Annotated in this window: 16 protein-coding genes; 10 read left to right on the forward strand and 6 right to left on the reverse strand. The window is 74.3% G+C overall.

The genetic code is table 11. From position 1 onward, the window contains the following. Positions 1 to 81: 81 nt before the first annotated feature. Both ygfZ and RHODO2019_RS00765 read right to left on the reverse strand, forming a co-directional pair. On the reverse strand, positions 82 to 1,170 hold the full coding sequence (gene ygfZ, locus RHODO2019_RS00760; protein WP_265383183.1) for a CAF17-like 4Fe-4S cluster assembly/insertion protein YgfZ: 1,089 nt from the start codon (positions 1,168 to 1,170) through the stop codon (positions 82 to 84). Next, positions 1,167 to 1,643, reverse strand: a complete 477-nt coding sequence (locus tag RHODO2019_RS00765) for a Fur family transcriptional regulator (RefSeq protein WP_265383184.1) — start codon at positions 1,641 to 1,643, stop codon at positions 1,167 to 1,169. Before RHODO2019_RS00765 ends, ygfZ begins: the two co-directional genes overlap by 4 nt. Before the next feature lie 22 nt (positions 1,644 to 1,665). Here RHODO2019_RS00765 and RHODO2019_RS00770 point away from each other — a divergent pair, with 22 nt between their 5' ends. Continuing rightward, positions 1,666 to 2,517: an aminodeoxychorismate lyase gene (locus tag RHODO2019_RS00770; protein WP_265383185.1), complete on the forward strand. Its 852-nt coding sequence runs from the start codon at positions 1,666 to 1,668 to the stop codon at positions 2,515 to 2,517. Positions 2,518 to 2,881: 364 nt separating this feature from the next. Here RHODO2019_RS00770 and RHODO2019_RS00775 read toward each other — a convergent pair whose 3' ends face one another. The 3 genes from RHODO2019_RS00775 to RHODO2019_RS00785 form a co-directional block, all read right to left on the reverse strand. Next, positions 2,882 to 3,547 (reverse strand): heme-binding beta-barrel domain-containing protein, encoded by a 666-nt coding sequence (locus RHODO2019_RS00775; protein WP_265383186.1) that lies wholly within the window; start codon positions 3,545 to 3,547, stop codon positions 2,882 to 2,884. 186 nt (positions 3,548 to 3,733) lie between these two features. Further along, positions 3,734 to 4,489, reverse strand: a complete 756-nt coding sequence (locus RHODO2019_RS00780; RefSeq protein WP_265383187.1) for an LmeA family phospholipid-binding protein — start codon at positions 4,487 to 4,489, stop codon at positions 3,734 to 3,736. Continuing rightward, the gene (locus tag RHODO2019_RS00785) at positions 4,486 to 5,316 is read right to left on the reverse strand and encodes an alpha/beta hydrolase (protein ID WP_265383188.1); all 831 of its coding nucleotides are present in this window, start codon (positions 5,314 to 5,316) and stop codon (positions 4,486 to 4,488) included. The genes RHODO2019_RS00780 and RHODO2019_RS00785 overlap by 4 nt, the downstream gene beginning before the upstream one ends. Positions 5,317 to 5,446: 130 nt before the next feature. On the opposite strand from RHODO2019_RS00785, the gene RHODO2019_RS00790 reads away from it, so the two are divergent. Together RHODO2019_RS00790 and mshD are read left to right on the forward strand one after the other, a co-directional pair. Continuing rightward, positions 5,447 to 6,235 (forward strand): winged helix-turn-helix transcriptional regulator, encoded by a 789-nt coding sequence (locus RHODO2019_RS00790; protein ID WP_265383189.1) that lies wholly within the window; start codon positions 5,447 to 5,449, stop codon positions 6,233 to 6,235. After that, entirely contained in the window at positions 6,232 to 7,140 is a 909-nt protein-coding gene (mshD, locus tag RHODO2019_RS00795) for a mycothiol synthase (protein ID WP_265383190.1), read from the forward strand. The genes RHODO2019_RS00790 and mshD overlap by 4 nt, the downstream gene beginning before the upstream one ends. 28 nt (positions 7,141 to 7,168) lie before the next feature. On the opposite strand, the gene RHODO2019_RS00800 is transcribed toward mshD, so the two are convergent. After that, positions 7,169 to 7,705 (reverse strand): NUDIX hydrolase, encoded by a 537-nt coding sequence (locus RHODO2019_RS00800; RefSeq protein WP_265383191.1) that lies wholly within the window; start codon positions 7,703 to 7,705, stop codon positions 7,169 to 7,171. Between the two features lie 431 nt (positions 7,706 to 8,136). On the opposite strand from RHODO2019_RS00800, the gene pstS reads away from it, so the two are divergent. The 7 genes from pstS (at position 8,137) to RHODO2019_RS00835 (ending at position 14,664) form a co-directional block, all read left to right on the forward strand. Next, positions 8,137 to 9,255, forward strand: coding sequence for a phosphate ABC transporter substrate-binding protein PstS (gene pstS, locus RHODO2019_RS00805; protein ID WP_265383192.1), 1,119 nt, complete (start codon positions 8,137 to 8,139; stop codon positions 9,253 to 9,255). A 62-nt stretch (positions 9,256 to 9,317) separates the two neighbouring features. Then, the gene (pstC, locus tag RHODO2019_RS00810; RefSeq protein WP_265383193.1) at positions 9,318 to 10,367 is read left to right on the forward strand and encodes a phosphate ABC transporter permease subunit PstC; all 1,050 of its coding nucleotides are present in this window, start codon (positions 9,318 to 9,320) and stop codon (positions 10,365 to 10,367) included. After that, entirely contained in the window at positions 10,367 to 11,269 is a 903-nt protein-coding gene (gene pstA / locus RHODO2019_RS00815) for a phosphate ABC transporter permease PstA (RefSeq protein WP_265383194.1), read from the forward strand. The genes pstC and pstA overlap by 1 nt, the downstream gene beginning before the upstream one ends. 49 nt (positions 11,270 to 11,318) lie before the next feature. Next, on the forward strand, positions 11,319 to 12,095 hold the full coding sequence (pstB, locus tag RHODO2019_RS00820) for a phosphate ABC transporter ATP-binding protein PstB (RefSeq protein ID WP_265383195.1): 777 nt from the start codon (positions 11,319 to 11,321) through the stop codon (positions 12,093 to 12,095). Positions 12,096 to 12,270: 175 nt separating this feature from the next. Beyond that, positions 12,271 to 12,669, forward strand: a complete 399-nt coding sequence (locus RHODO2019_RS00825; protein WP_265383196.1) for a hemophore-related protein — start codon at positions 12,271 to 12,273, stop codon at positions 12,667 to 12,669. Between the two features lie 22 nt (positions 12,670 to 12,691). Continuing rightward, positions 12,692 to 13,387, forward strand: coding sequence for a response regulator transcription factor (locus RHODO2019_RS00830; RefSeq protein ID WP_290428888.1), 696 nt, complete (start codon positions 12,692 to 12,694; stop codon positions 13,385 to 13,387). Further along, on the forward strand, positions 13,384 to 14,664 hold the full coding sequence (locus RHODO2019_RS00835) for a HAMP domain-containing sensor histidine kinase (RefSeq protein ID WP_265383197.1): 1,281 nt from the start codon (positions 13,384 to 13,386) through the stop codon (positions 14,662 to 14,664). The genes RHODO2019_RS00830 and RHODO2019_RS00835 overlap by 4 nt, the downstream gene beginning before the upstream one ends. The last annotated feature ends 6 nt before the right edge of the window (positions 14,665 to 14,670 follow it).

Below are 14,670 nucleotides of genomic sequence, written 5' to 3' on the forward strand. Positions count from 1 at the left end.
AGGCAAAGGGGACGCGGCCCGTGCAACCTGGTCGAGGACCGTCGGGCTGCGATTCTCACCGTCGGGCGGCCCGGGGCGTGCTCATCGACCGCGGAGCCGGTCCACCGCGGCCCTGCCGGCCTGCACGAGGTCCTCGGTCACCACCGAGTCCGGGTCGATGGCCGCCGCGCACGGACCGGCCACCAGCTCGGTCTCCACCGGCACCGAGCGCTTCACCAGCGCCAGCGCGATGGGTCCGAGCTCGAAGTGGTCCACGACCGTGCCGAGCCGGCCCACGGTCCGTCCACCGGCCGTGACGTCGTCACCGGGCTCGGGGCGCCCGTCCGCGGAGCCGTCCAGGTGCAGCAGCACCAGTCGCCGGGGGGGCTTGCCCAGGTTGTGCACCCGCGCGACCGTCTCCTGGCCGCGGTAGCAGCCCTTGTCCAGGTGCACCGCCCCGCCCTGCTCCACCCCGCCGATCCAGCCGACCTCGTGCGGGATGGTGCGGTCGTCGGTGTCCAGCCCCACGCGCGGACGCAGCGACTGCACGCGCAGCGCCTCGAAGGCCCAGGTGCCGGCCGGCCGGGCCCCCGCGGCGGTGAGCCGAGCCCACCAGGCGCCGAGCTGGTCCCGGGGCACGAGCAGGTCCGCGGCGTCGGCGGCGGGCCACGGCATGCGGCGCACGAAGCCACCCCCGGGCAGCGCGGCCGCCCCGTACGTGGCCGCCGGGAGCTCGAGCACGTCCCGGGTCGACGGGCCGACGAGGCTCAGCACGGCGAGCTCCTCGCCCGCGTCCCGTGGCTCGGCCTTCGCCCAGAACACCATCTTCTGCAGGAACGACAGCAGGGCGGCGCCACGGTCGGCCTCGGTGTCGATCCAGGTGGTCCCGCCGAGCTCGGTCAGCAGCAGGTGCTGCTCCACCCGGCCCTGCACGTCGAGCAGGAGGTTCTCCGCGCTCGCCCCGTCGGCCAGGGTGAGCAGGTGCTGGCTGGTCAGCGAGTGCAGCCAGCTCAGCCGGTCCTCGCCCCGGACCGCGAGCACGCTCCGGTGGCTGCGGTCGACCACGGCCACCCCCGTGGCGGCGGCGCGCTGCTCACCGAAGGGATCGCCCAGGTGCCAGGCCACTCCGGCGTCCGGGGTTCCGGGCGGGTTGGCGATGGCGCCGGGGGTGGTGAGCAGGGGGGAGGTCACGGGTGGTCCTCTCGGTCGGGGGCGGCGGCGCACGCGGCGCACAGCCCGGACAGCGCCAGGTGGGCGGGGTCCAGGCGGAACCCGTGCCCGTCCTGCAGCGCCGAGGCCAGCGGCACCAGGAGCGCGGGGTCGATCTCGGTGACGCGCTCGCACCGGTGGCACACGAGGTGGACGTGCGGGTGCCCGTCGGCGGAGTAGGTGGGCGCGCCGTGGCCGAGGTGGGTGTGCCGGACGACGCCGATGTCCTCCAGCAGGTCGAGGGTGCGGTACACGGTGCTGATGTTGACCGCGGGGGCGGTGCGCTGCACGTGCGTGCACACGGACTCCGGGGTGGCGTGGCCCAGCGCGCGGACGGCGTCCAGCACCATCTGCCGCTGGGGTGTCATGCGCAGGCCCCGCTGGTGCAGGGTGCCGCGCAGCCCGGTCGAGGACGACGCGGTGGTGTCCGGGTGCGGAGCGTGATGGTCGGCCACCCCTCGATCGTAGGCTGGTGGGGTGACGGTGCAGGTGCTGGTGACCCTCGACGGGACCGTGCGCGACCCGGAGGTGCCGCTGCTCGCCGCGGACGACCTCGCGGCCGTGCGCGGGGACGGGGTGTTCGAGACGCTGCTGGTGCGCGACGGGGTGGTCCGCGAGCAGGAGGCGCACCTCGCCCGGCTCGTGCGCTCCGCGCGGGCGCTCGAGCTCGGCGAGCCGGACCTCGACGCCTGGCGGGCGTGCATCGCCGTCGTCCGCGAGCGGTGGGCGTCGATCGGGGGAGGCCGCGAGGAGGACCTGGTGGTGCGGCTCGTGCTCAGCCGGGGCCGGGAGGGGACGGGCACCACCACCGCCTGGGCCACCGGCTCACCAGTATCGGAGACCGCGGTCCACCAGCGCGCCCACGGGGTGTCGGTGCTGCGGCTGGAGCGCGGGTTCGCCAGCGACGTCGCCGAGCGGGCGCCGTGGCTGCTGCTGGGGGCGAAGACGCTCTCCTACGCGGTGAACATGGCGGCGCTGCGCCACGCGGCCGAGCGCGGGGCCGATGACGTCGTCCACACCAGCGCCGACGGGTTCGTGCTCGAGGGGCCCACCTCCACGGTGGTGGTGGCCACCGGGCGCGCGCTGCGCACCCCGCCCGCCGACACCGGCATCCTGCCCGGCACCACGCAGCAGGCCCTGTTCCGCGCGGCCACGGTGGCAGGCTGGGACTGCCGGGTGGAGCCGGTGCGCGCCGACGAGCTGGAGGCGGCCGACGGGGTGTGGCTGCTGTCCAGCGTGCGGCTGCTGGCGCGGGTGCACACCCTCGACGGGACGCCGCTGCACACCGCGTCCGGGGTGCACGGGGAGCTCACCGCGCTGCTGGGGTGAATTCCCGTTGCCGGGTGCGCGGTGCGGACGTAGCGTTCGACGTACACGAGAGAGGAGGTGGTCTGACGTTGATCAACACATGGACACGTGAGGTGGCTGCCCGCTAGCCGCTCCGACCGGGTGTTCACCCCGCGCGAGCGGACGGCGAATCCCCGGCAGCTACCCGGCCCCCGAGCCCCTGGTCGCGTCTGGACCAGGCCCGCTGCACCTCGGTGCGGCGGGACCGCTCGGGGGTCGCACTGCGTCCGGCCGCGCGGGCGGCCGAAGGGTTCCACGTGGCCCGGGTCCGGCCGCGCGGGCGGCCGAAGGGTTCCACGTGGCCCGGGTCCGGCCGCCGGGGCGCAGCCGGGGCGCCGGCAGTGGTTCAGCCGACGTGGCGGGTGAGCTTGGCCGAGAGGTGGGGCTGCAGGGGCTGGCCGACCATGGCCCGCTCCTCGACCCAGGCCAGGTCGCCGTCCTCGACGATGCCGTAGAGCCGGGTCGCCGCGGTGACCTCCTTGGCCGTCTCCGTGCGGATCACGACGTCGGTCGCGAGCTCCCAGGCGGACTGGCTGATCGGCGCACCGTAGTAGAGCTCGACGATGCCGGTGTTGTGGGTGAGCAGCAGCTCGAGGGTGTCGTCGCCGTCCTCGCGGACGTTCACCCGCCAGAAGCCGGACTCCCGGGCGGCGGGACGGACGTACTCGCCGTCGGGTCCGAGGATCCAGGAGCGGGACTCCCAGGTGAGGAACCCGCGACCGTCGTGGGCGACCACCACCTGCTGACCGAACCGGTGGGTGGCGATGGTGGGGTAGCTGGCCTCGCCCTCGCCACGCCAGACGCCGACCAGCGGCAGCAGCGAGAGCAGCGCGGGGTTCAGGTCCGGACCCTGGCGCAGGTTGGCGGTGTCGTCCGGGACCGGCAGCCCCGGCAGCTGGGGGAGGTTCAGCCCGCGGGTGGCCGCGGCACGCACGTCCGCGGCCGCCAGGGCAGCGTCGCCGGAGGCGGTGGCGGGCAGGTCGGGTCCTGCGGGGTCGGAGGCGGAGCTCACGACTCGTCGGTGACCAGGCGGTAGACGACGTACAGCGCGAAGACCGTGATCGCGACGCTGTCGACGATGAGCATCGCAGTGAAGAAGTGGGTCAGCATCCGCCGATGGTAACGCCGCGGACCCCCGTTCCCCCGGCGAGGGAGGGCGGGGGCCGTCACACCTGCGGTCGAGCCCGGCGTGCCGCGGTCAGGTCCTGCCCGGTCCCCTCACCACGGTGACGTCGGTGCCGGTTCCCGCGACGACGATCTCGGAGCCCTCGGCCCGGACGGCGGTGGGGAGGATGCCGAAGGGGACGGTGGAGGGGTCGAGGGTGACCGAGAGCCGGGCGAGCAGCGCGCTCACCACGGACTCGGCCAGGGAGGAGCGGCCCCCGTCCGCCCCGAGGTCGAGACGGGTCGCCGTGACCGCGACCCCGCCGGCCGCGGTCAGCGAGAGCGACGCGTCGACGCTCACCTTCTTCTCCAGGCCGACCACGTCGACGGTGCCCGTGAGCACCACGGTGGTGCGCGGGGCGTCGGGGCTCGTGCCGGTGGCCCGCGGCGGCTCGGACACCTCGAGGTCGGGCACGCGGAGGTAGCGGCCGAGGTCGGTGGCACCGATGCGGACACGGGCCTCCACCGAGGCCGCCACCACTTCGCCGACCTTGCCCGAGACCACGTCGGAGGCCGGCACGCGCACGCCCCGCAGGGTGGCCTCCACCGTCACCTCGCCGAACCCGGCGACCGGCACGCCGCTCGCCCGCACGTCCACCGACCGGTAGTCACCGGCCACGGCCTGGGTGAGGAACGGGAAGCCGTTGATGCGCACGTCGGGGTCGGCGTCGAGGGAGAGCGTGGAGCGAAGCTCGCGGGAGACCCGGTACTCGGCGTAGGCCGCGGACCCGAAGTCCGTGAGCAGGGCCACCACCACCAGGACGACGACCGTGGCGACGAGCTTCCTCACGAGGGCACCACTGCCGGGGTCGCGGTGCGGGCGCCCCAGGATGCGATGCGCCCCGCCAGCTCGTCGGTGGTGGCCGACTCGGCGTGGTCCATCCCGTCCTCGACCCAGAGCTCCGCGCCGGGTCCGGCGGCGGCCACCAGCGCGCGGGGGTGCTCCAGGGTGAAGTAGTGGTCGCGGGCGCCGTGCACCACCAGCAGCGGACGCGGTGCGATGCGGTGCACCACCTCCACCGGCGAGGAGGGCACCCGGTCCCACGCGGCGCCCAGCCGCACGCCCAGCCCGCGGGCGACCACCCGGCCCAGCGGTTGCTCGCACAGCCACGACACCCGGCGCATCGCCGGGGTGTCCCGGCACCACCAGCGGGCGGGTCCGCTGACCGAGACCACGGCATCGGGCCGGGCGGCCGCACCCCCGGAGCCCGGTGCGCCCCCGGCCTGCCGGACGACGAGGCTGGCGCCCATCGAGAACCCCACCGTCACGACGTGGGTGCAGCCCAGGCCCCGGGCGAGCTCCACCGCGGCGGCGACGTCGGCCACCTCGGTGTCGCCGACGCTCGCGGTGCCCCCGGACGACCCGTGCCCGCGGAAGTCGAGCGCGACCACGTCACCGTGGACGGCCAGCGCGGCGAGCACGCGGCGGACGTCGGGGCGGGCAGAGCTGCCGGTGAACCCGTGCGCCACGACGAACCCGAGGCCGCGGGTGCCCGCCGGCCCGGCCGGCACGTGCACGCCGACCAGGGGCACCCCGTCACCGCTCGTCGTCCGCACGGTGCGGGTGCCGGCGGGGGCCCCGAGGTCGGCCGGGGCTCGGAGCTGGGGGGCGCGCACGGGTCCATCCTCCCCGACGCCGCGGACCGACCGCGTCCCCGTCCGGCGTGCCGGTCCGGGCGGCCCCGCTAGGCTGCGGTCTCGCGTCGATGGCGCGGCGCGAGGACGACCCTGCTGCTGGAGGGTGTGCGTGGACCTGTTGATGCTCACGGCGGACCCCGATGCCGACGCCGTGCTGCCCTCGTTGTCCCTGCTCTCGCACTCCGTGCGGGTGGCGCCACCGGAGGTCGCCTCGCTGCTGGAGGCCGGATCGTCGGACGTCGCGCTGGTCGACGCACGGCTCGACCTGGCCGGGGCGCGCGGGCTGTGCCGGCTGCTCGGGAGCACCGGGGTGGGTGTGCCGGTGGTGGCCGTGCTCACCGAGGGGGGCCTGGTGGCCGTGAACCCGGAGTGGGGCCTGGACGACGTGCTGCTGCCGGGCACCGGTCCGGCCGAGCTGGACGCGCGCCTGCGGCTGCTGGTCGGGCGGCACAGCGGTGCGGCCGGCGGCGACGCCAGCGGCACGGTGTCGCTGGGCGACCTGGTGATCGACGAGGCCACGTACACGGCGCGGCTGCGGGGGCGCCCGCTGGACCTCACCTACAAGGAGTTCGAGCTCCTCAAGTACCTCGCGCAGCACGCCGGCCGCGTGTTCACCCGCGCCCAGCTGCTCCAGGAGGTGTGGGGCTACGACTTCTTCGGTGGCACGCGCACCGTGGACGTCCACGTCCGGCGGCTGCGGGCCAAGCTCGGTCCCGAGCACGAGGCCCTCATCGGCACCGTCCGCAACGTCGGGTACAAGGCGGTCCGGCCCAGTCGTGGCCGCGCGGAGGGTGCGGCCGCGGTGGACGACGGGGACGAGCCCCCGGACACCGACCCGGCCGGCCCCGTCCCCCCGACGCCCGAGGACCCCAGCCGGCTGGCCAGGATGAGGGCGTGACCACACCGCACCTCAGCTGGACCGCCGACCCGACCGCGGAGCAGGTGGCCGACGTCCGCGACCTGCTGCGAGCGGCATCGAGGGCCGACGGGGTGGAGGCCGTGGGTGAGCAGGTGGTGCGCGCCCTGGACCACCGCGCCCCGGACTCCGCTGCCTCCCACCTGCTGGCGACGGTGGACGGTCGGGTGCGCGGCTACGCCCACCTCGAGCCCGCCGCGGCCGACGAGCCTGCGTTCGTCGAGCTCGCCGTGCACCCGGAGCACCGGCGCGCCGGGACCGGCTCCGCGCTGCTCGAGGAGGCGCTCACCGGCACGGCACGCGCGTGGGCCCACGGTGACGGGGCGCCCGCCCGGGCCCTCGCCGCGCGGGCGGGCCTGGTCAGCGTGCGGGAGCTGTGGCAGATGCGGGTGGACCTCACCGCCGTCGAGCTGCCCGGGCTCCCGCCGCGCGAGGACGTCGTCCTGCGGACCTACGCGGGTGCCGACGACGACGATGCCGTCCTCGCGGTGAACAACGCGGCGTTCTCCTGGCACCCGGAGCAGGGTGGCTGGAGCGGTCAGGACATCGCCGACCGCCGCGCGGAGCCGTGGTTCGACGCCGCCGGGTTCTTCCTGGCCGAGGACGCGGCGGACCGGGAGCTGCTGGGTTTCCACTGGACCAAGGTGCACCGGCCCGAGGGTGGTGAGCCGGCCCTGGGCGAGGTCTACGTGGTGGGCATCGCCCCCGCCGCCCAGGGCCGGGGGCTCGGCCGGCTGCTCACCCTCGCCGGGCTGCGCCACCTGCGCGACACCGGGCTCGCCACGGTGCTGCTCTACGTCGAGGGGGACAACGCCGCGGCCGTGCACACCTACGAGAGGCTGGGCTTCGCCCGGTTCCACGTCGACCGGGCCTGGGCCCGGGCCTGATCACAGGGTCCTGATCACAGGGTCCTGGTCACACGGGGTGTGCGCCCCCGGCGCCGACGTCGACCCCACCCAGGGTGGCGACCGCGATGCGCGCGATGCCGCGCTCGTCGGGGTGCGCGAGCCGGGAGACGAGCTCGTCGACGGGCACCCAGGCCACCTCGGTGACCTCGTGGTCGGCGTCGGAGAGCTCCCCGTCGACGAAGCGCAGCAGGAAGTGGTGGACGGTCTTGCGGATCGTGCGGCCCTCGGCGGCGAAGAAGAACTCCACCTCTCCGAGCGGTGCCAGCACCCGGCCGCGGATCCCGGTCTCCTCCTCGACCTCGCGCTCGGCGGTCTGCTCCAGCGTCTCGCCCTCCTCCACGTGGCCCTTGGGCAGCGACCACAGCAACCGCCCCCGCCGGTCGGTGCGCCCGATGAGGGCAGCCTCGAGCTGGTGGTCGGGCCCGCGGACGACGAGCCCGCCGGCCGAGGTCTCCCGGACGGTGGCGCCACCCGGTCGGCGGCCGGTCCCGCGCCGCCCGCCACCGCGCCGGGTGGCCTGCTCGTCCGGCGGGGTGGCGGTCACGGCGGGGCGCCTGCGCCTGCCGCTCACGCGAACCCGACGCGGTGGGCTCGGACGGTGCTGTTCACGGGGGTCCTCGGGATCGTGGGGGTCGTGCGACGCACCGGGCGGTGGCGGCCGGTGCTGCTCCTGACCCGACGGTAGCCGGGCCGGACGTCGGGCACCGCACCGCCGCGGTCCGATGACCGCCGCGAGGTGGTCACCCCGCGCAGCGGAACGGTCACCACGGGTGGCCCCGGGTGCCGTTGGGGTCACGGTCCGGGCCCGCACCGGACGGGTTCACCCTCCGTTCATCTTCGTCGCACGGGTCGTTCACCACGGACCCCTACCTTTCCGGTCGTGCGGCACAGACGCTGCTCCGCGGTCTTGCCCGTGTCACGACCTCACGAGCCGCCACCGCCCGGTGGTGGCCATGATGTTCCCGGAGGATCTGAGTGAAGCTCAACCGTTCCGGTGCCGCGATCAGCCTGCTGGCTGCCGGCGCCCTGCTGCTCTCCGCCTGCGGCAGCGACAACAACGTCGCCCCCAGCGCGAGCTCGGGCGGCTCCGCCGTCGCTCCCGCCGCCTCGGTCACCTGCGACGGCAAGGACAACCTGGCCGCCGAGGGTTCCAGCGCGCAGCAGAACGCGATGGCCTCGTTCGTCGCCGCCTACCAGGCCGCCTGCCCCGGGAAGAACCTCGCCTACACCGCGAGCGGCTCGGGCACCGGCCGCAAGCAGTTCATCGCCGGCCTGGTCGACTTCGCCGGCTCGGACTCGGCCATCAAGACCGAGGAGGCCACCAAGGCCGCCACCCGCTGCGGGGGTGGCGAGGCCTGGAACATCCCCATGGTCATCGGCCCCATCGCCCTGGCGTACAACTTGCCGGGCGTGGACAAGCTGGTCCTGAACGCGGACGTCACGGCCGCCATCTTCAACGGTGGGATCACCACCTGGGACGACGCCAAGATCAAGGCCCTGAACCCGGACGCGAAGCTGCCCAGCACCGCCGTCGCCCCGCAGTACCGCTCGGACTCCTCGGGCACCACCGACAACTTCCAGACCTACCTGGGCACCGCCTCGCCCACCGTGTGGACCCAGGGCGCCGGCTCCGACTTCAAGGGTGGCGCGGGACAGGGCTCCAAGGGCTCCTCGGGCGTCGCGCAGGCCGTCGGCGCCACCGAGGGCTCCATCGCCTACATCGAGGAGTCCTTCGCGACCCAGGGCAAGCTCTCCGTCGCCCGGGTCGACAACGGCAGCGGTCCGGTCGAGCTGACCACCGACAACGTGGCCAAGACCATCAACGCGGCGAAGTTCAAGGACGACACCAACAACCTGGTCATCAACCTCACCTCGGTCTTCGGGTCCAAGGAGGCGGGGTCCTACCCCATCGTGCTGGCGACCTACGAGATCGTCTGCTCCACCGGTTACTCCGCCGACGTCTCCGGCGCGGTCAAGGCGTTCCTCAGCGTCGCGGCGAACCAGGGTCAGGCCGGTCTGGCCGACTCGGGCTACGTGCCGCTGCCGGACGCGTTCAAGGCCCGCGTGACCACGGCGATCGACGCGATCGCCTGAGCGAGCCCCACCGGCTCTGCTCTACCCTCGGCCAGACCCACGACGACCTGATTGCGAGCTCCATGAGCGACGCGACGACCGAGTCGGTCTCCTCCCGCCCCCCGGCAGCGGCCCTGCCGGGGGGCGGGCCCGGGGGGCAGACCCCGATCCCGGAGGCCCCCATCACGACCACGACCCCGGCGAAGCCGGTCGTCCGACCGGGAGACCGGATCTTCTCGGGCCTCGCCACGGGCTCCGGGATCTTCATCATCGTGCTCATCGCCGCGGTGGCGGCGTTCCTGGTGCTGCGAGCGGTGCCCGCCCTGCAGCGCGACCAGGTCAACTTCTTCACCAGCCGCGAGTTCGACACCACCACCGACGTCAACGCGCTGCGCTTCGGCGTCCTCGACCTGTTCGGGGTGACGGTCACGGTGTCCCTGATGGCCCTGGTGCTGGCGACCCCGGTGTCGCTGGGCATCGCGATCTTCCTCTCCCAGTACGCCCCCAGGCGGGTGGCGGGTCCGCTCGCCTACGTCGTCGACCTGCTGGCCGCGGTGCCGTCCATCGTCTACGGGCTGTGGGGCCTGCTCGTGCTCGCGCCGGTGCTGAACCCGGTGGGCACCTGGTTCAACGACGAGCTCGGCTTCCTGTTCCTGTTCTCGAGGGACAGCGGCAGCGGCGTGGGCGGCACGATCTTCCTCGGTGGGGTGGTCCTGGCGGTGATGATCCTGCCGATCATCACCGCGGTGACCCGCGAGGTGTTCGTGCAGACGCCGGTCTCCCAGATCGAGGCCGCGCTCGCCCTCGGCGCGACGCGCTGGGAGGTGGTGCGCACCTGCGTGCTGCCCTTCGGCAAGTCCGGCTTCGTCTCCGGCGCGATGCTGGGCCTGGGCCGGGCGCTGGGCGAGACCATCGCCCTCTACATCATCCTGCGCACGAGCTCGAGCGCGTTCGGCTACAGCCTGTTCGAGGGCGGATCGACCTTCGCGAGCAAGATCGCGCTCGGCGCCGGCGAGTTCAACAACAACATCGTCGCCGGCGCGTACATCGCGGCCGGCCTGGTGCTGTTCGTGCTGACCTTCGTCATCAACTCGCTGGCGCGGGCCGCCGTCGCCGGCAAGAAGGAGCGCTGATGAGCACGACGCTCGATGCCCCCGTCAAGACCGAGACGTTCCAGCCGCTCAGCGGCAGGCGCAGGGCGACCAACGCCGCCGCCACCGTCCTGGTGTCGTTGTCGGTGCTCGTCGCGCTCGTGCCGCTGGTCTGGGTGCTCTACACCGTGGTCAGCCGGGGCCTGCCCGCCATCACCAGCCCCACCTGGTTCACCAACTCGCTCTCCGGCCTGCTGCCCAGCTCGTCGGGCGGCGGTTCCTACCACGCGATCGTCGGCACCCTGCTGCAGGCCGCGGTCACCGCCGTGTTCTCCATCCCGGTGGGGCTGTTCGTGGCCATCTACCTCGTGGAGTACGCGGCGGGCAGCCGGCTCGCCAAGGTCACCACCTTCATGGTGGACATCCTCACCGGCATCCCGTCGATCGTCGCGGCGCTGTTCGTCTACGCCCTGTGGATCACCACCCTGGGCTTCCGGCGCAGTGCGTTCGCGGTGTCGCTGGCGCTGGTGCTGCTCATGGTCCCGGTCATCGTCCGGACCACCGAGGAGATGCTGCGGATCGTCCCGCAGGACCTCCGCGAGGCCGCCTACGCCCTGGGAGTGCCCAAGTGGAAGACGATCACGAAGATCGTCCTGCCGACGGCCCTGTCCGGGATCATCACCGGCATCATGCTGGCGCTGGCCCGCATCATGGGGGAGACGGCCCCGCTGCTGATCCTGGCGCTGTACGCACCGTTCATCAACACCGACATCTTCGCCGGTCCGATGGGCTCGCTGCCCGGGCTGATGGTCGACCAGCTGGGCAACCCCACCGACGCGGGCACCAACCGCATCTGGGGTGCCGCCCTCACCCTCATCCTCATCATCGCGGTGCTCAACGTGCTGGCCAAGATCCTCGGCCGGCTCTCCTCGGTCAAGCGATGACCGTCCGCCCCACCGCGAAGCCCCGAACCGCCCGAGCTGGGAGAGCCTGATGGCCAAGCGCCTCGACCTCAAGGACGTCAACATCTACTACGGCAAGTTCCACGCCGTGGCCGACGTCGTCCTCGCCGTGCCCCCGCGCAGCGTCACGTCCTTCATCGGCCCCTCGGGCTGCGGGAAGTCCACCGTGCTGCGCTCGCTCAACCGCATGCACGAGGTGACCCCCGGGGCCCACCTCGAGGGTTCGGTGCTGCTCGACGGGGAGGACATCTACGCCGGCGGGGTGGACCCGGTGAGCGTGCGCCAGACCATCGGCATGGTGTTCCAGCGCCCCAACCCGTTCCCCACGATGAGCATCCGCAACAACGTGGTGGCCGGGCTGCGGCTGGCCGGTGTCAAGGGCAAGAAGAAGCTCGACGAGACCGCGGAGCGCTCCCTGCGCGGCGCGAACCTCTGGACCGAGGTCAAGGACCGCCTCGACAAGCCCGGTGGCGGGCTCTCCGGCGGACAGCAGCAGAGGCTGTGCATCGCGCGGGCCATCGCCGTGCAGCCGGACGTGCTGCTCATGGACGAGCCCTGCTCGGCGCTGGACCCGATCTCCACGCTGGCGATCGAGGACCTCATCACCGAGCTCAAGAAAGACTTCACCATCGTCATCGTCACCCACAACATGCAGCAGGCGGCGCGGGTGAGCGACCAGACCGCTTTCTTCAACCTGGCCGGGGTCGGACAGCCGGGCCGCCTCGTCGAGGTCGGCGCCACCGAGACCATCTTCTCCAACCCCGTCGAGAAGGCCACCGAGGACTACATCTCGGGCCGCTTCGGCTAGATCGCGCCCCGGCTGGCCGCGCTCGTGCTCGCCGCCTCGGGCGCCGTGGTCCCGCGGCCGCCAGCTGACGCCGCCGGGGGATCCCTCACGGAAGTCTCAGAGCGGTCACACCCTGCGGCTGCGGGGCCTGCCTAGCGTTCGAGGTGTCCCCGACAGCCGAGCACAGGAGCACCCCGTGAACCACCCCCGTACCTGGTCCCCCCGCCGCCGCGCCGGCATCGCGGCGTGCGGACTGGCCGTCGCGGCCGTCGTCGCCGTACCCGCTGCGGCCTGGGCGGAGTCCAGCCCCCCGAGCGCGACCGCGCCGGCCACCAGCACCACCGCGGCGGCCGGCCCCTCCACGTGCACCCCCGCCCAGCGCTGGGACGCCCTGGCCGCAGCAGCGCCGAAGATCGCGACCTACCTCGACGCGCACCCCGATCTCAGCGCCGAGCTGCAGACCCTGAAGGCCCTGCCCAAGGACCAGCGCGCCGCCGCGTCGAAGACCTACTTCACCGCGCACCCGGACGAGCGCACGGCCTTCCGGGACGCCCGCGCCGGGCTGCGCACCTTCCGCGCCACCTGCCACGGGTGACCACGGGGCATCATCAGCACCTGTGAGCACCGTGCTGGTCCCCCGCGTGCTGGTGGTGGACGACGACGCGGACGTCCGCACCTCCCTGGAGCGGGCCCTGCGGCTGTCCGGGTTCGCCGTCACCACCGCCGGCGACGGGGCGCAGGCACTGCGGGCGGTGGCCGCGGACCCGCCGGACTGCCTGGTCCTGGACGTCACGATGCCGCGGATGGACGGTGTGGCCGTGGTGACCGCCCTGCGGGCGCTGGGCCACGACGTGCCCGTCTGCCTGCTCAGCGCCCGGTCCACCGTGGACGACCGCGTGGCGGGTCTCGAGGCGGGGGCGGACGACTACCTGGTGAAGCCGTTCGCCCTCGCCGAGCTGGTGGCGCGGCTGCGGGCCCTGCTGCGCCGCCCGGCCACCCCGCCGCCCGGGGAGCCACCGGTGCTGGTGGTGGGCCCGCTCGCCCTGGACCACGCCCGGCGCAGCGTCCGGCTGCACGGCACCGTCGTGGAGCTCACCAAGCGTGAGCACGAGCTGCTGACGGTGCTCGCCCGGCACGCGACGGTGGTGCTGACCCGGCAGCGGCTGCTCGAGGAGGTGTGGGGCTACGACTTCGCCGTGGACACGAACGTGGTGGACGTGTTCGTCGGGTACCTGCGCCGCAAGCTCGAGGCCGACGGGACCCCGCGCCTGGTGCACACCGTGCGCGGGGTCGGGTTCGTGCTCCGCCCGTGAGCCGCGCACCCTCGTTGCGCACCCGGGTCGCCGTGGCCGCCGCGCTGGGCACCACCGTGGTGGTGCTCCTGGTGGGCGCGCTCGCCTCGGTCCTGCTCAGCCGCGACCAGCACGACCAGCTCGACCGCCGGCTGTCCACCGTCGCGGAGGTGCTCGACCCGGGCAGCAGCGCCCCGCGGGGGTGGGCGGTGACCGTTCGGGGCCCGGACGGCACCGTGACCGGTCTGCGCGGTCCCGAGCTGCCCCCGGCCGCCACGGGGTACGCGACCGTGGACGTGGGCTCGCGGACCTACCGGGTGCTTACCACCGCCTCCGGCTCGGCCGTGCTGTCGGTGGCGGCGCCCACCGCGGCCACCCGGGCGGCGGTCGGGCAGCTGCGCCGGGTGGTGCTGGGGGTCGGTGCTGCCGCCGTCGCGCTGGCGGGGGCGCTGGGGTGGCTGTTCGCCGGCCGTGCGGTGCGACCGCTGCACCGGCTGGCCGCGGCCGCCCGCGCGGTCGGTGACGGCGGGACGGGCGCGCCCGAGCGGCTCGAGGCCGGCGGGGCGCGGGAGACCGAGGCGCTGGCCACCGAGATCAACCACATGCTCGCGCGGCTGCACGAGGCGCAGGAACGCACCCGGGCCGCCCTGGAGACCGCCCGGGAGTTCGCGGCCACCGCCCAGCACGAGCTCCGCACGCCGCTGACCGCGCTGCGCACCGACCTCGAGGTGCTCGGGCTCGAGCCCGACGAGCAGGAGCGCCGGCAGGTCGTGGCCGACCTGCTGCGCAGCCAGGCCCGGGTGCAGGACACGCTCACCGCGCTGGGTCAGCTGGCCTCGGGTGAGCTCGGCGGGGGGAGCGGCCGCACGGACGTCGACGTGACCGAGCTGCTGCACCGGGTGGCGGAGCAGGCGCGTCGGACCGCGCCCGGAGTGGCCGTGGACGTCCTCGACGGTCCGCCGGTGCTCGTGCCGGGGTGGCCGGCCGGTCTGCGGCTGGCGGTGGACAACCTCGTGCTCAACGCCGTGCGGCACGGACCGGCCACCCGGGTGCTGCTCGCGGTCACGCGGGAGGGCAGCCGGGTGTCGGTCACGGTGGACGACGACGGCGCCGGGGTGCCGGTGGGCGAGCGCGAGGCCGTGTTCGCGCGGTTCGCGAGGGCCGAGGGGACCACCGGGCCCGGTTCGGGGCTCGGGCTCGCGCTGGTGGCGCAGCAGGCGGCCCTGCACGGCGGGAGCGCCCGCCTCGAGCAGGGCGTCTGGGGCGGGGTTCGGGCGGTGCTGGAGGTGGCGGGCTGAGCGGCC

The organism is Rhodococcus antarcticus, assembly GCF_026153295.1.
GTDB lineage: Bacteria > Actinomycetota > Actinomycetes > Mycobacteriales > Mycobacteriaceae > Rhodococcus_D > Rhodococcus_D antarcticus.